General features: G+C 63.8%; 14 protein-coding genes. All 14 read right to left on the bottom strand.

Going from position 1 to position 20,560, the window contains the following annotated elements; translation table 11 throughout:
• Nucleotides 1-5 precede the first annotated feature (5 nt).
• Entirely contained in the window at nt 6-3,569 is a 3,564-nt protein-coding gene (gene tssM / locus ACP7BX_RS14465; RefSeq protein WP_426160791.1) for a type VI secretion system membrane subunit TssM, read from the bottom strand.
• A 2-nt stretch (nt 3,570-3,571) separates the two neighbouring features.
• Entirely contained in the window at nt 3,572-4,843 is a 1,272-nt protein-coding gene (gene icmH / locus ACP7BX_RS14460) for a type IVB secretion system protein IcmH/DotU (protein WP_426160792.1), read from the bottom strand.
• A gap of 15 nt (nt 4,844-4,858) precedes the next feature.
• The gene (gene tssK, locus ACP7BX_RS14455; RefSeq protein ID WP_426160793.1) at nt 4,859-6,190 is read right to left on the bottom strand and encodes a type VI secretion system baseplate subunit TssK; all 1,332 of its coding nucleotides are present in this window, start codon (nt 6,188-6,190) and stop codon (nt 4,859-4,861) included.
• 192 nt (nt 6,191-6,382) lie between these two features.
• Nucleotides 6,383-7,801 carry a type VI secretion system-associated FHA domain protein TagH gene (tagH, locus tag ACP7BX_RS14450; RefSeq protein WP_426161298.1) on the bottom strand — a complete coding sequence of 473 codons (1,419 nt, stop codon included), beginning with the start codon at nt 7,799-7,801 and terminating at the stop codon, nt 6,383-6,385.
• An 18-nt stretch (nt 7,802-7,819) separates the two neighbouring features.
• Nucleotides 7,820-9,781: a type VI secretion system Vgr family protein gene (locus tag ACP7BX_RS14445; RefSeq protein ID WP_426160796.1), complete on the bottom strand. Its 1,962-nt coding sequence runs from the start codon at nt 9,779-9,781 to the stop codon at nt 7,820-7,822.
• 4 nt (nt 9,782-9,785) lie between these two features.
• Nucleotides 9,786-10,586 (bottom strand): hypothetical protein, encoded by an 801-nt coding sequence (locus ACP7BX_RS14440; protein ID WP_426160797.1) that lies wholly within the window; start codon nt 10,584-10,586, stop codon nt 9,786-9,788.
• A 26-nt stretch (nt 10,587-10,612) separates the two neighbouring features.
• On the bottom strand, nt 10,613-13,240 hold the full coding sequence (gene tssH / locus ACP7BX_RS14435; RefSeq protein WP_426160798.1) for a type VI secretion system ATPase TssH: 2,628 nt from the start codon (nt 13,238-13,240) through the stop codon (nt 10,613-10,615).
• Complete coding sequence (tssG, locus tag ACP7BX_RS14430; RefSeq protein ID WP_426160799.1) at nt 13,233-14,252, bottom strand: type VI secretion system baseplate subunit TssG; 1,020 nt, start codon at nt 14,250-14,252, stop codon at nt 13,233-13,235. Before tssG ends, tssH begins: the two co-directional genes overlap by 8 nt.
• A complete protein-coding gene (tssF, locus tag ACP7BX_RS14425; protein WP_426160800.1) occupies nt 14,237-16,114 on the bottom strand; it encodes a type VI secretion system baseplate subunit TssF in 1,878 nt (625 codons plus the stop codon). The genes tssG and tssF overlap by 16 nt, the downstream gene beginning before the upstream one ends.
• Nucleotides 16,111-16,629: a type VI secretion system baseplate subunit TssE gene (gene tssE / locus ACP7BX_RS14420; protein WP_038850289.1), complete on the bottom strand. Its 519-nt coding sequence runs from the start codon at nt 16,627-16,629 to the stop codon at nt 16,111-16,113. Before tssE ends, tssF begins: the two co-directional genes overlap by 4 nt.
• A 247-nt stretch (nt 16,630-16,876) precedes the next feature.
• A complete protein-coding gene (locus ACP7BX_RS14415; protein WP_016978511.1) occupies nt 16,877-17,359 on the bottom strand; it encodes a type VI secretion system tube protein Hcp in 483 nt (160 codons plus the stop codon).
• A 22-nt stretch (nt 17,360-17,381) separates the two neighbouring features.
• Nucleotides 17,382-18,881, bottom strand: a complete 1,500-nt coding sequence (gene tssC / locus ACP7BX_RS14410) for a type VI secretion system contractile sheath large subunit (protein ID WP_426161299.1) — start codon at nt 18,879-18,881, stop codon at nt 17,382-17,384.
• Between the two features lie 78 nt (nt 18,882-18,959).
• Nucleotides 18,960-19,460 carry a type VI secretion system contractile sheath small subunit gene (gene tssB, locus ACP7BX_RS14405; protein WP_033896857.1) on the bottom strand — a complete coding sequence of 167 codons (501 nt, stop codon included), beginning with the start codon at nt 19,458-19,460 and terminating at the stop codon, nt 18,960-18,962.
• A 37-nt stretch (nt 19,461-19,497) separates the two neighbouring features.
• On the bottom strand, nt 19,498-20,511 hold the full coding sequence (tssA, locus tag ACP7BX_RS14400) for a type VI secretion system protein TssA (RefSeq protein ID WP_426160930.1): 1,014 nt from the start codon (nt 20,509-20,511) through the stop codon (nt 19,498-19,500).
• Nucleotides 20,512-20,560: the final 49 nt, after the last annotated feature.

Raw genomic sequence — 20,560 nt, 5'->3', positions numbered from 1 at the left:
GTTTCCTAAAAGCTGCCCGGGCAATGGAACGGCTCGAAGCTGTCGCGGCGGAACGGGTTGATCACACTGCTAGCCCGCAGCAGATACGCCACCCGATGGCCTTCCAGGTTGAAGGTCAGTTGCAACTGTTCGCCCTGGGTGCTCACCACAGCCTTGTCCATCATGCGCAGCCAACCCCAGGGGCCGTCGCTGCGCAGTGGGCTGGCCAGCCCTGGCGTGGCGTCCAGGCGCACCAGGCCGCCGGACCTGCCGCTGGGCAGCGAGATACTGGCAAAGTCGGGCACAGTCCCGGCGTCAAACACCACCGGCTGGCCATCGATATCCAGCGTGACCTTGCTCAGTGCCGGGTCTGCCCCCAGGGGTTTCAAGTCAAAGCGCATGGACGGCAGGCGCGCACCGGCCACGAAGAACATATCGCGCAACCTGGCGCCACGCTGGAATTGATTGAGTACATCCTGGGAGATATTCAGCGGCGTCACGCCAGTTGAACGCCAGCGCCACTGGCTGCCGCTCATGTCGACATACGCCGCAAGGTTCTTGCTGAAAAAATCGTCCATCAACCCACCGGGGCCGAAAAACTTGCCGAAGTCATCGGCGGTGGCATCGCGGGCCGTGCTGCGCACCAGCGGATAACGCCCATCGATGGCCGCCCGACAGAACGGTGCGCCGCTCGCCTCCCATAGTGCATTCAACCGGGCTTTTTCATTGCCAAGGGTCAGCGCCGTCCCCCCCGATTCCACATCCCGCAGCAACGTCGACAACGGCGCAGGCTGCGTGTCACCCGAGCGTTTCAAGCGCCCCAACACCTCGTTGGAAGGTGCCGGCGCAGCACTGCGGCGCGCGGCGTCAGCGCTGTCAAAGAATTGCCCGGCGTCCTTCAACGACGCCAATACCTCATCCACCGGCTGCGGGCCGGCGCCGTTGCCCACCAGGCGATGCAGCGCAGCGAAATGCGGGTCCACCGGGTTGGTCGACGCGTCCGCCACCGGTGCCGGGTTATCGCCGCCCAGCGCCGATTGCAGCTTTTGCGTGGCCGCAGCGATCTTGTCGCGCACGCGCTGATCGGTGTCCTTGACTGTGGTCGAGGTCAACGCCCCCTCCAGCGTGGTTTCCTTCGACACCGCCACCAGCAACGCGCGCAACGGTGAATCGCTGGCGGCGAGCACATTGGTCACCAACGAGGCCTGGCCAAGGCTGGTCAACGGTGCCAGGTGCACATCCGCGAGGAAACTGTCCCATTGGCGGATGTAATCGGCGTAGTAAAGCTCCAGCACCGCCGCCTGCATGGCCGGGTTGGCGCCGGCAATCTGCGCCGACTCCTGGCGGTCCAGCACCCAACTGTCCTTGGCCATCTCAGCCACGGCCTGCGGGGTCCTGCGGGTCAGTTCTCGGTAGCCGGCGATGCTGTAGACGCCACTCACCCCACGGGACAACGGCTCGCCACTGGCGCGGGTAAACAACGACGAAACATCCCGCCCCACCGCACTGTTCACACTCAGCTCGGGCAGGTGTTGCTGGTCGACCTGGCGCTTCACCCGGTTATAGATGCGCTGGGACAACGGCATGCTCGCCAACGCCAGGCGCACCTTGGCCACCAGCGCGCTGTCCAGTTGCACCGGCTCGGCCTCGTCGTCGGCCTCCAGCAGCGCCGTGACGTGCTCCGACAGCTGCTGCAACTGCGCGGGCGTGGCCTGGGGCAGTTCGCGACGCCAGTCCACATCGACCCAGGCCTGCACCGACGGCGCGTCGAAGAACTGCCGTTCGCCGAGCATCAAGTAGGCGCGCAAGGTTTCGTAAAGAAACTCCTGATTGCTCGCATCGCCACGTCGCAAGGCGTTTTCCAGGTTGGCGACGATATGCGGCAACAAGGTGCTGCGCAGCAAGCGCCGATACAACGTGACTGCGCCCGCACCGAGCTTGTTGCCCTGGTACAGGCCCATGCGGCTGAGCAACGGCACACTGCGGTCGTCGTCGCTGTAGCCGCTGGGCAAGGCACGCGCGGCATTCAGCAACGGCAGGGTCACCAGCACATCGCCTTCGGCCGGCAGTGCCTTGGCCAATTGCGCGACGTTGGTGGCGGCATTGGACGCATCGGCGATCAGTTGCAGGTTGCGGGTATAACTGATGGTCATGCCGACCAGCAGCAGGACGAACGCCACCCCCGCCGCCATGCGCCCCGCGCGGCCGAGCAGGTGTCGGCGCCGTTGTTCCTGGTGATTGACCCCGGCGAGCCCGGCTTCCTTGAAGATCACCTCGCGCAGCAGGCGGGTGATGAAGTAACTGCGCCCACTGGCGACATTCGGCGCCAGCACCTTGCGGCCCAGGCCGAAGGACGCCGCCAGCGAGGTCAGCACTCGGTCGATCGGACTGCCTTCCTGGGTGCCACTGGTGAAATACACCCCCCGCAGCAGCGCCGGTTCCTGATAGCGATTGGCTTCGAAGACTGTATTGAGAAAACGCGTGAGGCCGTCGCCCAGGCTGGCGAACTGTTGCGGGAAGCTGTAGAGCAACGCGCGTCGTGACAAGTCACGCTCCTGTTGCAAGCGCTCCAGCACACGCCGCTGCAACTGACGCTCCAGGGCATCGAACTCGCCCGGGAACGACGCCAGGCCCGTCTCCACCTGGGGGGGCTGGGCCAACGGAAAGGTCACGCCCCACACCTGCGCGCGTTCGTCGCGGCCGAAGGTTTCGAAAAACTCCGAAAAGCCCGCGAGCAAGTCGCACTTGGTGATGATCACATACACCGGGAAGCGCAGGCCCAGGCGCTCGTACAGCTCATTGATGCGCGCGCGGATCGCCACGGCCTGGGCCTGGCGCTGGGCGTCGGTCTGTTGCAGCAAGTCGCTGACGCTCAAGGCCACGATCACACCGTTGACCGGGCGTTGGCGGCGGTACCTTTTCAGCAAATCGAGGAAGCCGCCCCATGCGGCCTTGTCGACCTCGGTGTAGCTGTCCTGGGTGGTGTAGCGCCCGGCAGTGTCGAGCAGCACCGCTTCATCGGTGAACCACCAATCGCAATGCCGCGTGCCGCCGACACCGCCGATGGCACCGCTGCCCATGGCCTCGCGCAGGGGAAATTGCAACCCGGAATGGGTCAGTGCCGTGGTTTTGCCGCTGCCCGGCGCGCCGACAAACATGTACCACGGCAATTGATACAGGTACTGCCCGCTCATCTTCCAGCCAGGATTGGCCTTGCGCAGCACCGCCATGGCCGAACGCATGCGTTCGCCCAACTCGGCCACTTCAGCCTGGGACTCACGCACGCCGGGCGCCACCGATGGTGCGTCAGCCACGCCCGCCATCAAGCCACGGTTGGCACGCCAGGCCCGCCACAGGCGCCAGGCAAAATAGCCGGCCCACACCAACACGAACAACCCGATCAAACCCCAGCGTCGCGACTCCGGCGCCAACGGCTCGCTGCCGTTGAACGCCAGCAGCGGGCCTTCGTACCACACCAACAGGGACAGCAAGGCCACACCGATCAGCGACAACAACCAGGGCTTGAGCAGCCACAGGATGAAGCGCTCCACCGGGGACCATAACAACGAAAACAGCGTCGAAAAATTCATGGCTATTGCGCCTGGGAAGGGATCAATACGGTGATATCGACGCGGCGGTTACGCGCGCGATTCACCGCTGAATCGTTGGGCACCAAGGGTTCGGTTTCGCCACGGCCTTCGCTGCGGTAACGCTCCACCGGCCCGGCCCGTTGCGCCAGCAAGCGTGCGACGGTCTTGGCCCGCGCCTGGGACAGATCAAAGTTGGAGCCCAGCCGTGAGGTCGCCGAGGGCCGCACGTTGTCGGTATGCCCAACCACCACCACATCCCCCGGCACCGTAGCCAGGGCATCGCTGATGCGCGTGATCAAGCCGTCGAAGTTGCTCGACACTTCGGCACTGCCGGAGGCGAACACCCCATCGCCGCGCAGGGTGATGACCGAGCGGTCGGCGCTGTCTTTCACCGCCACCAGCCCCTGGGCCACTTCCGGCGCGAGGAACCCGGCCAGGCGCACGGGCGCAGGCGTGGCCGGCACCGCCACCTTGAGCGGCGAAGCCACACGGATCGAACCGAGCTGGGCAAACACCGGGTCGGACGCGCGATTGAGCAACCAGCTGTAGGTCAGTTGCACACTCAACAGCAGCACCGCCGCCACCGACGCCAACACCCACAACGGCACCCGCCGCAACATCGAGGCCTGCGGCGCTTCGGCACCGCGCCAACGCGGTGACAAGTCTTGCTCCTGATTGCCACGTTGCTGGTTGATCAAGTGCAGCAGGCGTTCACGCAACAACCCCAACTGATCGAGGCCGCGATCCAGCACGCGATAACGTCCCTCCAGGCCCAGCGCCATGCACAGGTACATCAACTCCAGCACGTCGATATGGGTACGCAGGTCCTGGCTCAGGCGCTGCAGGATCATGAAGAACTTCTCGCCGCCCCACGCCTCGTTGTGGAAGGTCACCAACAGGCTGCGGCTGCCCCACACTCCGGCGCCCCACGGGGTGCTGGCGATGGTTTCGTCGACCAGGGTGCACAACGCGTAGCGCGCGGCGGCCACGGTTTCCACGTCGACCTGGCTGGCGCGGGCCTGGGCTTCGAAGGCCTGCACCGCCTGGATCAGGCGCTGGCGCAGGCTTTCCATATCCGGCATGGCCGTGAGACTGCGCAACGGCACCACCAGGTCCAACAGCGGGTTGGCGGCACGCACCAGCGGGTTGAGCCCCTGGCCCTGCAACACCATGGCTTCGCGCTGTACCGGTGTTACCGGCGGTGCTGCCCTGAGTCCGCCTGGAGTGGGAATCAGCAGGGTGCGATCCGGGTCGCCTTCAAAAGTGTCGTTCACGTCAGTCACCTTGCCTTAGTTGCGGATCGCCCAGAACTGCATGTCCAGCCCTGGGAACACCCCGGCGATATGCAGGGCAAAGCCGGCCGACTGGCTCAGCAATTGCCAATATTCGCTGCTGCGATCGAGTTCGAAATAGGTAAAACCGGCGTGGAACGGCAGCTGCCGTGGCGCCACCGGCAAGGGGCGCAGACCGATGCCCGGCAGTTGCAGGTTGACCAGGTCGCGGATCTTCTCCACCGAGCCGATCTTCACCTGCGGCGGGAAGCCGTTGCGCACGCTCTCGGCGGACATCTGTGCCTGCACCGCCAGGATAAAGGTGGCCGAACGCAGCAGGTCCTGGTCGGGCAGCACCGCCACACGAATGCCGTACTGGCGCTCCTCCAGCGGGATCGCGATGGCGCGCGCATCCATCACCGTCGACAGTGCGCGGCGCAGGTCGAGCATCACCGGGGCGAAGGTTTCCGCCAGGGCTGCATGGCGGTACGCCGGGTAGGCAGAGGCGCGCTTGTCATCGCGGGTAAAGGTCGCCAATTCACCGGCCAGGCTCGCGAGGTCGCGGTACAACTGCTCGGGATGCAGGCCGGTCATCGCGGCCAAGTGGCGCACCAACGGCAGGCTGCGATTGAGTACCTGCAACAGCAGGAAGTCGGCGATTTCTGCGGCGCCGCTGCCATCGGGTTGAGTCAGGCGCGACGCCAGCGCCTCGACCCGCTGCTGCACCAGGCCCAGCAGCTCATCGACAAACGCCCCCAGGCGTTCGGCGGCACGGATGTCCAGGCACGGCGGGCAGTAAGTGCGGTCGAGCACCACGCTTTTGTCGGCACGTTTTTCCACCACATGGGCGATGCCCAGGGTGGTGTAGGCATCCACTACATCGCCTTCAAACGCCAGGCGCAGACGCAGTTTGCCGATGCTCATCAACGCGCTGCTGTCCAGGCCATTGCTGTCCCAGGCTTCGTACTCGCTGCTGCGATGGCGGGCGAAGTTTTCAAAGCTGGGGTTGTCATCCACTTCCGACACGCCAGGACGCAGGCTGGGCAGCGCCAGTACCACTTTCAAATCGCGGGCGTCGCCGGGGATCTCCAGGGGCAACGGCATTTCATCGCCGAAAGGCAGGCCAACCGGCGTGCCGTCAGGCAACACGCCGCTGAACGACAACAAGGACAACTTGCCCATGGCCAACTGCTGCGGGTCGATTTCCAGCGTGGAAAAACCCCAGCTGTAAGCGCGCAAGGCACTGACGCGGGCTTCCAGTTGGGCCTGCAGGAAACGGTCATGTTGTTGCAGGTGTTGAGGCTGCAACAGCATGCCTTCGGACCAGACGACTTTGTTATTCCAGGACATGAATTCTTCTCATCAATTGAATACGTTTCTGATGCTGGCAAGCTTGTCTGTGGTGAGCGGGCTTGCCCCGCGCTGGGCTGCGAAGCGGCCCCAATCCAGACGCTGCGTTTATTCAGTCAAATAAGGTCGCCTGTTTTAGGGCTGCTTCGCAGCCCAGCGCGGGGCAAGCCCGCTCACCACAGAGACCTGCGCTCAAGAGCGCATCCGCGCGACCTGTTCCTCATAAGCCTTGGAAAACAGCTCACCAAACAACCGCTGCAAATCCTCATCGGCATCCCGTGCCAGGTCTTCGTAGCGCTCCACCAAGCGATCCCACAACCGCGCCTTGCGCCGCGCCGGCATCCACTTGTCCAGCGCGCCATGGGTGGTGCGGCGTTGCTCGACCCGTGCCGGATCAAAGCGCTGCACCACCGCGCCAAGGGCCGCGCGCATGCCGGCGATCACCGCCAGTTCATGGGCCTTGAGGTCGTCGAACGAGGCGTTCATCGCCTTGACCGGGCGCATATAGGCCGGTGAGTCGCCACCGAGCATCTGGGTCAGGGCGCTGTCGGCGTCGGGGAAGAATTTGAGTGGGTTGTTGGAATAGGCGCCGATCATGGTCATGTCGATATGGCTTTCGCGCTTGGTCAGCGCGCGGGCCATGAGCACATCCATGGTGCCGGTGGTGGCGGCGCGGAGCATTTCGCCGACCAACTGGGCCAGCTCCGTGGGGGTACGGGTGGTGTGAAGGTCGGGGAGGCCCAGGCCTTGGAGCAACGCATGCAACACAGCGTCATCACTGTTGTACGCGGTCAATGTGGGAGCGGGCTTGCTCGCGAAGGTCTCCAAGACGACCGGTTGCTCCTGAATGACCGCGTTATCGTTCTTCGCGAGCAAGCCCGCTCCCACATGGGGTTCCGGGGCAACCGTGGGTTGGGTGGACAGGCCAAGCAACGGATCGTAATCCTCCGGAATCACCTGCGGCTCCGCTTGCCACAACGGCGCGTTGAACGCCTGCAACTGCGGCGCCACGTGGTCGCTTTCAGTGCCGCGAAACGCCGGCGTCAGCGATGGATTCAACCCCAACGGGTCCGACAACGGCATGGCCCCGTCAAACAACGAGCCGCCCTCCAGGATGCGCGCACCGGCCAGGTCATCATGCAGCAGCACCGGCACCACCACTTCCGGGTTGCGCACCAACGGCTGGGGCACTTCCAGGGGTGGCAGCGGCGCGGCCACGGGCGGCGGTGGAGGTACGAACAACGGCGGCAGGATCCGTGTCGCCAGGGCATCATCTTCGGGTTCGATAGCGGCTGGCTGCTCCAGGCGCACTTCCAGGGCGTAATCACCGATCACCAGGCGATCCCCCTCCTCCAGCACGCGCTCGCGCCCGTTACCCAGAGGACGCTCATTGACCAGGCTGGGATTGCTGCCGGTGTCAGTCAGGTAAAACTCGGCGCCACGCAGTTCGATGCGCGCATGCACCCGCGAAATGTATTTGCCAGGGTCGTCCAGGGTCAGGTCATTGTCCGGCCCTCGGCCGATGGAGCCACCCACCTCGGTAAACCGGCAGATCACGTCGCCGGGCATCGGTTGGTCACGGTAGCTTTTGACCAGCAGGATCAGGTTCATAGCGGGCTCCTGTAAGGGTTATTTGCCATCGTCGGCCTCCTTGGGCGGCAACGGCACGCCGGCAGGTCCGGTGGCGGCCGACAGCGCCAGCGCGGTCGCGGCAGTGCCGGCCTGGGGCAGGGGGATGGGAATGGTCGAGGCGAGAATCATCGCCGGGGTGATCGTGAGAAAGGTCGTGCCGACCTTCATGGTGATGGTCGCCCCGGCTTCGATCACCACGTTCATGCCACCCTTGATGTGCACGTCGAGGCCGGCAGTGACGCCGGTCTTCAACTTGCCATCGATGATCATGTTGGTGCCGGCGGTCATCGACACGGCGCCTGTGGCTTTTTCGTTACGATTGCCGCCTACTGAGGAATGCCGGTCACCGCCGACTTTCTCGCGCAGGTCGTTGTCGACTTTTGAATGGCGGTCACCGCCGACCCAGTCCAGGGAGTCCTTGAGCACCCGCTGGTCGAGGTTTTTCTGGGCGTGCAGGAACACCTGTTCCGCGCCTTTCTTATCTTCGAAACGCAGCTCGTTGTAACCACCGCCGCCCTTGGACGAGTTGCTCTTGATCGTCGAACGCGTGGCATTTTCCGGCAGCGCATAGGGCGGCAGGGTCTCGGCGTTGTAGACACTGCCGGTCACCAGCGGTTGGTCGGGGTCGCCTTCAAGAAAACTCACCACCACCTCCTGGCCGATACGCGGCGTGTACAGCGCGCCCCAGCGTTTGCCGGCCCAGCCCTGGGCCACACGAATCCAGCACGAACTGTTTTCATCGCGCTTGCCCTCGCGGTCCCAGTGGAACTGCACCTTGATGCGCCCGTATTTATCGGTCCAGATTTCCTCGCCGTGCTTGCCCACCACCATGGCCGTCTGCGGGCCGTGCATCAGCGGCTTGCGCGACACACACGGCGCACGGAATTGCTGCTGGCGCGACAGGGCAACGAACTCGCAGGTGAGCACCGGCTCGGGATGGTCCGGTGGCGTCGGCTCGTAGGTGTCCGAGGACAAGCGATAACGCGCCTCCAGCAACAGGAATTGCGCGTTCTGCTCGCTGCGCGGGTGTTCGGTCAAGGTCATCAGCGCGCCCGGAAACAACCCGCGCGCGCGGGTGGCGCCAGTGACGCGCTGGGTGCCGGTGTGCAGCGACTCGATCAGCGTGCGCGCGTAGGTTTCGCCCTGTTTGCGCTCGGTGTACTTGCCGGGGTAGTCGTAACGTTCATGACGCGACTGCGGGTAGCTGCCGGCCAGGGTCGACTTGGCCAACAGGTTGGCATTGGGCTTTTCGAAGTCGAAGTCCTGCAGGGTGTAGCCGCCCGGTTCCACCTCGCCACTCATGCGCCAGTCGTAGATCACTTCGCTTTCGCGCATGGCGTGGTCTTCGGCGGGCATGAAACGCACCTGGGCGTACCCCGGTGCGGGCGAATGGGCACCGTAAGAATCAGCCAGTACCAAGGTGTGGCGCCCGGCCGCGCTCTTGAAGAAGTAGTAGATGCCCTGCTGTTCCATCAAGCGGCTGACAAAATTGAAGTCGCTCTCGCGGTACTGCACACAGTAGGTCAGCGCCTTGTAGCTGGCGCTCAAGCCCGAGGTGTCGACATCCGCAATGCTGTAGGGCGCAAACACCTGCTTGAGGATGTCCGGCACGCTCAGTTCCTGGAAAATCCGGCAGTCGCTGGCCAACGTCAGGAACCACAGCCACGGTCGCAACACCGCCGTGTACGTGGCGTAACGCCCCTGGCGACCGGTGAACGCGAAGTGGCTGACGTGCCCGTTGAAGTAGCGGCTGCCGCCCTTGGGCAGGTCCACCGCGACCGTCATCTGGGTGGCCAGCAGGTCATCGATATTCAGGTCGGTGCGTTCGCTGTACAGCTCCAGCCGGTATTCGCTGAGCTGGGACAGGCCCTCAAGGGCCTGCATGCGCCGGAACAGCAACACGTCGGCTCCCAACACACTGGTGACCTGGATTTCGCGATGAGCTTGGGTCGTGGCCATGGCGTCAAGGCACCGGGTAGAAGGTATGGATGTGCAGGGTGCCGTCGGGCATGCGGTCGACCAGCATGCAGGCCGACGAGATCTGTACCAGGCCTGGCGTATCGCCGCCTACCACATCGCGGCGCGACTGATAGAGCAGCACCGGATTGACGCCGATGACAGGGTTGACCGGTGTTTCGATCGTCGCGCGCGTCGCGCCGGCATCGAGTGTCTGTAGCTGCTGAAAGCCGATGGTGGAATTGAGCACGTCGCGAGCGACAATCGCGGCTTGCTGGGAGTCGGCAAACACCCCGGAAAACTCGGTGCCCAGAAACTTGTTCACGTAGGTCCGGTTGATCCGATTGACAATGGCCCCGCCGACAGCGGTGGGCAGCGGTTGCGCGGCCAGGGCATTGGCATTGTCGATCAGCCGCTGCCGGCCGGACGCCAGGCCGGCGTTAATGCGCGCGGTAATCGCGCTTCGATTTTTTTGCAGCTCGAAATGCTCCCAGGTGTCCTTGACCTCTTGGCCATTGGCGGGTCCTGGGAGGGTCGAGCTACCCATGATGAACGCCCGCCCTGGCTCAGTGATGGGTGCTGTTCCCGGATTACCAATCGATCGGCCAGACGGGCTGGTCTTGCCCTCGTACCCGCCCGGCAAATCCTCACCGGTTGGCCGCACCCGGTCGGAAATCTGCAAGCCACGCGCATCCACATGCAAGGCCAACGCATGCCCCGGTTGCCCGTTGTGCGGACTGGCACGGCCGTCACTTTGCTGCAACGCGGTCATGACTTCGTAAAGGCCATAGTTTCTTGCGTAAGGCATAGGTATCACTCCTGTCATCAATGGGCTCAGGCAAACCGATAGCTGAATTCGCCGCCTTCGACGGTGACAGCCACGCAGGTGGCCGGTGTTCCAGCGAGCAAGCGCTTGAGAAATTCGGTACTGATCGCCGGCAACATCGAGTTGGTCAGGATCGCGTCGATCATCCGTCCGCCGCTTTCCAGCTCGGTGCAACGGCTGGCGATCAGCTCCACGACGTCCTCGCTGAAGGTGAACGGGATCTTGTGGCCCTCGGCGATGCGCTTCTCGATACGCCCCAGTTGCAGGCGGATGATGCTGCCGAGCATGGCGTCGCTCAGCGGGTAATAGGGGACGACCACCAGGCGCCCGAGCAAGGCCGGTGGGAACACGTCGAGCAAGGGTTCGCGCAGCGCCTTGGCGATGGTGTCCGGCGCGGGCAGGCTGGTTTGCGGATGGCGGCAAAGACGACTGATCAACGCGGTGCCGGCATTGGTGGTGAGCAGGATCAGGGTGTTCTTGAAGTCGATGATCCGGCCTTCGCCGTCCTCCATCCACCCCTTGTCGAACACCTGGAAAAACAGCTCGTGCACGTCCGGGTGGGCCTTCTCCACCTCATCCAGCAGCACCACGCTGTAAGGCTTGCGTCGCACCGCTTCGGTCAGCACGCCGCCTTCGCCGTAGCCCACGTAACCGGGCGGCGCGCCCTTGAGGGTAGAGACGGTGTGCGCCTCCTGGTACTCACTCATGTTGATGGTGATGACGTTCTGCTCGCCGCCATACAACGACTCGGCCAGGGCCAGCGCGGTTTCGGTCTTGCCCACTCCGGAAGTGCCGGCGAGCATGAACACGCCCACGGGCTTGCCGGGGTTGTCGAGGCCGGCGCGGGAGGTCTGGATGCGTCGCGCGATCATCTCCAGCGCATGGTCCTGGCCGATGATGCGTTGGCCCAGGCGCTCGGCCAGGCGCAGCACGTTTTCGATCTCGTTCTTGACCATGCGGCCCACGGGAATGCCGGTCCAATCCTGCACCACCGAGGCCACGGCCTGTTCGTCAACGCTGATGAGTACCAGAGGATGTTCGCCCTGCTGCGCGATCAGTTCGTCCTGCAGTTGGCGCAACTCGGCCAGGCCGGCTTCGCGGTCATCGGACTCGGCCAATTGGCTGCGCAGGCGCTGGATCTGTTCCACCAGCGCCAGCTCGTTATCCCAGCGCCCTTCCACTTCGTCCAGGCGTTCGCGTTCACTGGCCAGCAAGGCTTCGACCGAGGCGCGACGGCTGACGGTGTCCACGCCGATGGCGGTCTCGCGCTCGATGATTGCCAGCTCGGTTTCCAGCGACTCGATACGGCGCCGACTGTCATCCACCTCGGCCGGGGTCGCATGCAGGCTGATGGCGACGCGAGCACAAGCCGTGTCGATCAGGCTGACGGCCTTGTCTGGCAGCTGCCGCGCCGGGATGTAGCGGTTGGACAAGCGCACCGCCGCTTCCAGCGCCGAATCGAGGATGTGCACCTGATGATGGTTCTGCATGGTTTCGGCAATGCCGCGCAGCATCAGGAGCGCGCGGGCTTCATCCGGTTCGTCCACCTGCACGGTCTGGAAACGTCGGGTCAGCGCCGGGTCTTTCTCGATGTGCTTCTTGTACTCGGCAAAGGTCGTCGCGCCTACTGTGCGCAAGGTGCCTCGGGCCAACGCCGGCTTGAGCAGGTTGGCTGCATCGCCGGTGCCGGCGGCGCCGCCCGCGCCGACCAGGGTGTGGGTCTCGTCGATGAACAGCACCACCGGTTTGACACTGGCTTGGACCTCGTCGATCACCGAGCGCAGGCGCTGTTCAAACTCGCCTTTCATGCTCGCGCCAGCCTGCAACAGGCCGACGTCGAGGGCCAGCAGTTGCACATCCTTGAGGCTGGGCGGCACGTCGCCACGGGCGATGCGTTGGGCAAACCCTTCGACCACGGCGGTCTTGCCGACGCCCGCCTCGCCCACCAGGATCGGGTTGTTCTGGCGGCGACGCATGAGGATGTCGATCACCTGGCGAATCTCTTCATCGCGACCGACGATGGGGTCCATCTTGCTCGTACGCGCTTGTTCAGTGAGGTCGACGGTAAAGCGCTTCAGGGCTTCCTGCGGTTTGCTCGGGGCCAGTGCGCCGAGGTCTTCGCCCGGTGCCTGGTAGCCGTCGCTGGCGCTCATCCGGGCTTCGGGGGAGTCCTTGAGCAACGCTGCGAATCGCTCACTCAAGTCATCGATACCGACCTTGTTGAACTCACGGGAAACCCCGTACAAGCCGTTGCGCAGGCTGGGGGTTTTCAGGAGTGCCAACAGTAAATGGCCGGAGCGCACCTGGGACTCGCCGAGCATCAACGTGGCATACACCCACGCACGTTCGACGGCCTCTTCCACTTGCGACGACAAGTCGGTGACCGACGTCGAGCCGCGGGGCAAGCGGTCGAGGGCGGCCGTCAGGTCACGGGCCAATACGGCCGGGTCGATGCCGTAATGGCGGATCAGCCGCAGCAGGTCCGAGTCGGTCAGTTGCAGGATCTGCTGCAACCAGTGCACCAGCTCCACATAGGGATTGCCGCGCAGCTTGCAGAACACGGTACTGCTTTCAATCGCCCGGTAGCACAGGCTGTTGAGTTTGCCGAAAAGCGCGACGCGACTGATATCAGCCATGGGCAGGTCCTTGAGGGGTATGGGAGAGGCGCGGGTTGATCAGCAACTGCCGATCATCCTGCTCGGGGGCCTGGCTGCTCAGCCAACTGGTCCAGCCCAGGGGCGCAGAACCGAGGCGCAAGCCAGGCAGTTGTTCTTTCTTGACGATCAGGTTGACGTCCCAGTCCAGCGCCAGGCCGACGTATTGGCGCACCCAGTCCTGCACGCGCTGCAGGCTGTCGCCACCGGGCAGCAGGCGACGGGTTTGCGCCAGGTCAAGGGGGCCGATCAACAGGCGGAACTTGTGCTGGGTGTTCCAGACTTTCTTGCCCATCACGGTGGTCTGGCCGAGTACGGCGGCATCGGGGCCGCTGCGCAGCGCGCACAGGCCGTCAGCGGGCAATTTCATCCAGTGGCCGACAAACTGCTCGACCCGCACCGGCACGCCGAGGTAGTCGGTCAGTAGCGCAGCCAAGCCCTCAGCATTGCGCGTCTGCGGGCCCAGGCGTCCGGCGAAGTGCAGCTTGGCCACGTCGGGCACTGCGTTGCGGTCCAACAGTGAAGCCTGGCCGATGCCGATCAGGGAGCCCAGGTACTGCGCAAAACGGTCCGCTCCCGGGCGGTCCAGGCTCACCGCCGGCTGGGCAATGGCCCAGGCGCGGTAGAACAGGCTGATCATGCGGTGGTGGAATACGTCGCAGAACGCCGCGAGTGTGGGGTCGTTGCGGTTGCGTTGGCGGTCGCGGATGTATTCGGTGAGGTGAATCGGCAACGGACCGTTGGCGCCCATCAGGCCAAAGAAATTCAACAACAACTTGGGCACAGCGCCGGGCGTGAGCGCAGCGATCATCGCCGGTTCGAACGCCAGCGACGGCTGCTGCCCGAACCGCACGGCCTCATCCGCCGGGCGCGCGGCCTGGCCGATACGCGGCAAGTGCGGGAACGCGCACTCCAGCTGACGCAACGCGCCGTAGAAGTCGAAGCGCGCCGGGTGCGCCTCCAGGGCGCCGAGCAGGGTCAGAGGATCTCGCATCTGCCCACCCGCGCCGGCCATTGCATGATCACGCCGCGCGTGGTGCTCTTGATCAGCGTTTCGGTGAACGCGTTGAGCGACACGTACTTGGCAAAAAACTGCTCCAGCACCGAGCCCAGCACAAACACACCAGCGCCTTCGAACGCGGCTTCATCCAGGGTCACACTGACCTGCAAGCCACGGCCATAGGTGATCGGCCCTGGCAAAGGCAGGCGGCGCACGATGCTTTCGGCCGTCACCGAACGCAGGCCTTCGATCTGCTTATGGGCGGCTTCGTCTTCAATACGGCAATACAGGCGCAGCATCTCGCGCAAGGCACTGGCGCCCTGCTCCTTGTCCTGGTCCAGCAACGACAGGTAGTTGAGGGACAAATGGCTGACCAGCCGCCATGCGGTTTCGCCCTCGGCAAAGGATGGCGCCGGCACCGTGGGCCCGGTGAGGCAACGCACCGCCTGCACCGGCGCGCCGGACTCGACGCTGAAGTCGCTGCGGCCACTGCCTACCGGCATGCTCAACACCAGGTCACGGTTGCTGCACAGGGTGTCGATGCCCAACTGGCGAAGGTCGCTGCGGTGCGGGGCTTCCTGGGCGTCCACCAGGGACAGGAACAACTCGCTGCCGATGTAGCTGGAACGCGGGCCTTGGCGGTGCTGTTGCTCGGACAACACCCGCGCATCCCGACGCACTTGGTAAAAGGCGTTAGGCGGCTTGCGGGCGTGCAGGTCATTGGCGCGGTAGAACGACTCGAAGGTCTGACTGGCTTGCGCACCACTGCCATAGCCGGTCACGCCTTCGATCTGGTAGATCTCGTAATCCATCGGCCGCGTGCGGTCCGCAATCACGTGGTATTCCGCCTGCTGGTCGGACAGGTGCACACGCTCGGCGCGCATCGGGAACAGGTTGATCGCCGGCGTGCAATACAGGCCGAAATTCGCTGCGCTGAGGCTTTGTTCCAACTGCGGATCGAGCTTCTTGAACAGCACGATCACGTCCAGCTGTTCAGCGCTGCAGCGGCTGACGCTGTTGGCCAGTCCCACCACGTCGGCAAACATGAAGCGCTGCGGCATGGCGAAGTATTCCTGCAACAGCCGATAGCCCTGGAACTGACGCGGGCCGGTGGGCAGCAACGCTTCACTGTCGCTGTAGCCCAGGCTGCGAATCGCGCTTTTGGGCAGGAATTGGTGCCAGTCCACATGCTCCTGCACTGGCATCACCAGCACGCCGACGGCCTGGGCCAGCAGGTGTTCGAGGATGCGCGACGGCGTGGCGTCGCCGCCACGGATGTGCAGCGGCAGGTTATCGAGGGACAGGTCGCTGAAGGCCAGGCCGGCACCAACCCTGAGGCGCAGGCGCAGGGCCGCCTTGACCCCGCCGAGGCGCGACAGATCAACACCCGCCACGTGTGCACCGCAGGCAAAGTAGCGCGCCTCGACCAGCTCGATCGGCCACAAGGTCACATCATGGGCCGTGCGGAATTCGCAGGCGGTCTGGTCGCCCTTGCCCAATTGGCTGTGCAGCGCGGTGTCGCGTGGCACCTTGAACCCAGAGGCCAGGCTGCCCTCGCCCATGTCCGGCTGCAATTGCACCACCGCCATCGACGGAGTGGGCGCTAGGTATTGCGGATACACCAGTTCCAGCAAGTGGTTGGTAAAGCGTGGGAACTCGGCGTCGATCTTCAACTGCACCCGCGCCGCCAGAAAGCTGAACCCCTCCAGCAACCGCTCCACATAAGGGTCGGCACAGGCATAGGTTTCCAGCCCCAGGCGTCCGGCGACCTTGGGGTAGTCACGCGCGAATTCACCGCCGACTTCCCGCAGGTGAGCCAGTTCACGTTCGTAGTAGCGGAGCAGTTTGGCGTTCACCGCACGTCCCTTGTCTCGATATCGAATACCCTGGCCTCGCCTGCTTCCAGGTCGAGTTCGGTCTTCAGGTACAGGCGCTCGGGCAACGGTTGGCCCCAGAGTTCGCCATGAATTTCAAAGGCCATCTGGTTAGGACTGGCCGTAGCCCCCGAGGGCGCCACCGGCACCACCCGCACGCTGTTGCGTAAAATCCGCGGTTCAAAATCCCAGATCGCCTGGCGGATGCGCCGCCCAAGTTCGTCACGGTCCAAACCGGCGGCGGTCTTGCCGGCAAGATCCGGCAGACCAAAATTGACCACCGACTGCATCGCCAGTGGGTAGGCGCTCAAGTCACGAAAACTGCCCAGGCTGGTGCTGTTGAGCAGCCACCCCAGGTCACGCAACACCGCTTGGCGCAGGCCGCGCATGGACAGCACGCGCTTGTCCCGAGGCTCCACGGCATGCTCGGTGTCGTCATCGCTCAAGCGGTCGAGCAACGACGGTTGCAGGCGTTCGCGACTGGTGAGTTCAGCCATGGGGTGGGTCTCCCTCTAAACGTTGTGGATAAGGCGGTTGTGGCTGTGGCTGCGGTTGTGGCGAGCGGGCTTGCCCCGCGTTGGGCTGCGAAGCGGCCCCATCACAGCCACCGTGTTCTGCCAGATAAATCGCGGCGGCAGGTTTTGGGGCTGCTTCGCAGCCCAACGCGGGGCAAGCCCGCTCGCCACAAAAAGCCCGCTCACCAAAAACACAACAGGCCCGATAACCACACCGAAGACAGCCGCATCAAATCTTCTGGTTCTTTTCCAGGTCCCACTTCTTCGGCGTGCCGGTGATCACGGTGTCGCCGGTGAAGGAGTCGAACTCGTAGCTGATGGTGGTGAAGTTGATCGAGATGGTTTCGCTCGGGCGCTCGCCGTTGCTGCTGGCGGAGTAGGAGCTGATGATCGCGCTGCCGAGGATCAACTTGAGGAACACTTGTTGCTTCTTGTCCGGGCCGCCGGTCTGGATGAAGTGGATCTCGGCATCGCCCAGGCTCTTGCCGCACACGGCCTGCATGAACAGGTCGGCGGAGGCCAGGTCGGTGACCTTGGTCATGGAGATTTCCGAGAACGACGGGTTGCTGGTGTCGCGGTCGGCGCCGCCACCGCTGGTGGAGATCGCCCGGCCGACACCCATCTGGATCGCATCGATGGTGATCCAGTCCTTGTGCCCGTCGACGGTGGAAGTGCCTTTGATCTGGGTGCCTTTGAAGTTCAGCAAAATCATGGTGGTTACCTTTCAGGGTTGATCAGTTGGATTTGGTGGACGGCAGCTTGGAGACCAGGCGCAGGGACACGGTCAGGCCTTCGAGCTGGTAGTGCGGGCGCAGGAAAAACTTGGCGCCGTAGTAGCCGGGGTTGCCTTCGATTTCTTCCACCACCACTTCAGCGCCGGCCAGTGGCTTGCGTGCTTTGTCGGCGTCGGTGGCGGTGGCCGGGTTGTGTTCCACGTAGCGGCCGATCCAGTTGTTGAGCCAGATCTGCATGTCGTGGCGCTCTTTGAACGAGCCGATCTTGTCGCGCACGATGCACTTCAAGTAATGGGCGAACCGGCAGGTGGCGAACAGGTACGGCAGGCGCGCGGCCAGGTTGGCGTTGGCGGTGGCGTCCGGGTCTTCGTACTCGGCCGGCTTGTGCATCGACTGCGCGCCGATGAAGGCCGCCAGGTCGCTGTTCTTCTTGTGCACCAGGGGCATGAAACCGTTCTTCGCCAGTTCCGCTTCACGGCGGTCGCTGATGGCGATTTCAGTCGGGCAGGTCATGTCGACGCCGCCATCATCGGTCGGGAAGGTATGCACCGGCAGCCCTTCCACCACACCGCCGGATTCGATGCCGCGAATCTGCGAACACCAGCCGTAGTGTTTGAACGAGCGGTTGATGTTCACGGCCATGGCATAGGCGGCGTTGGCCCAGGTGAAGTCCTTGGCGCCAGCGGCGTCGGTGGTTTCTTCGAAGTCGAACGCTTCCACCGGGTTGGTCTTGGCACCGTAAGGCGCGCGGGACAGGAAACGCGGCATCGCCAGGCCCACATAACGCGAATCTTCACTGGCACGGAAGCTGCGCCAAGCTGCGTGTTCCGGGGTCTGGAAGATCTTGGTCAGGTCGCGCGGATTGGCCAGTTCCTGCCACGACTCCATCAGCATCACGCTGGGGTCGGCGGCGGTGATCAACGGGCAGTGCGCCGCCGCACTGACGCGGGCCATCTGGGTCAACAGCTCCACGTCCGGGGCGCTGTTGTTGAAGTAGTAGTCGGCCACAAACGCTCCATAGGGCTCGCCACCGAACTGGCCGTATTCTTCTTCATAGAGCTTCTTGAAGATCGGGCTCTGATCCCAGGCCACGCCCTTGAACTTACGCAACGTCTTGTGCACTTCGTTCTTGGAAATGTTCATGACCCGGATCTTCAGCGACTCGTCGGTCTCGGTGTTGTTGACCAGGTAATGCAGGCCACGCCAGGCGCTTTCCACGCCCTGGAATTCCTCGTGGTGCAGGATGTGGTTGACCTGTTCGGTAAGCTTCTGGTCGAGGGCGGCGATCAGGCCTTCGATGGTGCCCAGCACGTCGTGGGGCATCAGCTGAGTGCCTTGCAACGCTTGCTCGGCCAGGGTGCGCACGGCGGTTTCCACCGCTTCCTTGGCTTTGTCGGTCTTGGGCTTGAACTCTTTTTGCAACAGGCTGGCGAAGTCGCCGGCGTCGAACTCGGTGGTGACCAGTGGCTGTCCGGCCTGTTCCGATTGCGGAGTGGACATGACGGTTTCCTCGAATTTTGGGCAAAACCTCCCCGTACCGGGGCAAACGAGGCTCCGGCAGAGTCAGCGGTTATTCAGTTATTCAGGCTGTTTGGGCGCAGTGCTCAAGGCCTGCATCACGCTCGGATCGGCGAGCAGTTTGGCCAGCAGCTCCTCGGCACCGACTTTGCCGTCCATGTAGGTCAGCAGATTGGACAATTGGCTGCGCGCGGTGAGCAGTTGGTTGAGGCTCGGCACCTTGCGGGCAATGGCGGCCGGGCTGAAGTCGTCCATGGTTTCAAAGGTGATCTCCACCGGCAGGTTGCCCTCGCCGCTCAGGGTGTTGGGCACCTGGAACGCCACGCGCGGTTTCATGGACTTGAGGCGCTCGTCGAAGTTGTCGATGTCGACTTCCAAAAACTTGCGCTCGGCCACCGGTGGCAACGGCTCGGCGGGTTTGCCGGAGAGGTCGGAAAACACCCCCATCACGAAGGGCAACTGCACGGTTTTTTCCGAGCCGTAGATCTCCACGTCGTATTCGATCTGCACACGTGGCGCCCGGTTGCGAGCGATAAACTTCTGACTGCTTTCTTTGGCCACAGGACGAGCTCCGGTGAGTGGGTTTGATACAAAAGGGTCAGTTGTCGCTGTTGCGAATACCGCTGACCAGCGCCAGTTGCGCAAGACCATCGGGAGCGAGGTCTTGCAGCAATTCCATGAAATTCTTGTCGATCAGCTTCTTTGCCCGTTGCAGCAGGAACGGCACGGGACTGGCCGGTTCGTGAGTCTGGAAATAGGTGCACAGGCGGTCGAGCGTCTGACGCGCGTCTTCGCGGCTGTTGATCTCGCCATGGTTGGGTTGCGGCGTTAAGGCCGGGGCATCGGCCGTGATAACCGGTGCTGCCACATCCAGTTGCGGACGACGGATCACGTCACCGGCACGCCGCAACAGTGTGGCCAGGCTGCTCAGATCGATAGCGCGGCCGACGCCGACTTTCTCCGTGAGCAGCTGCTCGATCTGCACGCTCAGCGCCAGGGCCTGGGCCAATGCGGTTTCGGTGGCGTCCAGCGCCAGCGGGTCCGCCTCGGCTAACGCGCCTTCGATCACGGCCGGGCTGAGGTCACCGCTTGGTTCGGTGGTGGCCAGGTCGATCTGGCGCAGGCTCAAGCTGCCCACACTGCGCGCCGTGATCAGCGGAGCGCCCAGCAGGTCGCGCAACAGCCCGGACGGCTCGCAGAGAAACGCCAGGATATTGATGCGCAGCAGCGGGTCGTGGTCATCATCGGGATCGAGCTGGGGATGCAGGCCATCCCAGCAGTGTTCCAGCAACCCATGGATCAACTGCAGGCCCGCAGCCAGGCCGGAGATACCGTGCAGGTTGAGTTGGGCGCGGGTCAGCCAGATCGCCAGGCGCAGGTCGCGGCTGCGCTCCAGCAGCGGCAAGGCCAGCAGCATCACCCGCTTCCAGTTCGGCTCGATGGCTTGGGTGATGGTGTCGCCGTATTGCACCTCGGGCTTGCCCAGGGCTTCTTCTTCCAGCTCGAGGAATTCAGGGTCGTATTCGACGTTCAAGCCGCCGCCGTTTGCCTCGCCCAGTGGCAAGGCAAACGCGGTGAAATCCAGTGGTTGAGCGTCGGTGGGCAGGCCCATCGCAATTCCCTCGTTCAAGTTGTTCTGGGAATAGAACAAGCGAGGGAAA

This window comes from Pseudomonas sp. DWP3-1-3b3 (genome assembly GCF_049896305.1).
GTDB classification, from domain to species: Bacteria; Pseudomonadota; Gammaproteobacteria; order Pseudomonadales; family Pseudomonadaceae; genus Aquipseudomonas; species Aquipseudomonas azotoformans_A.
Note: the sequence above shows the minus strand (reverse complement) of the source record. Positions and strands in the feature narration are given on the sequence as shown.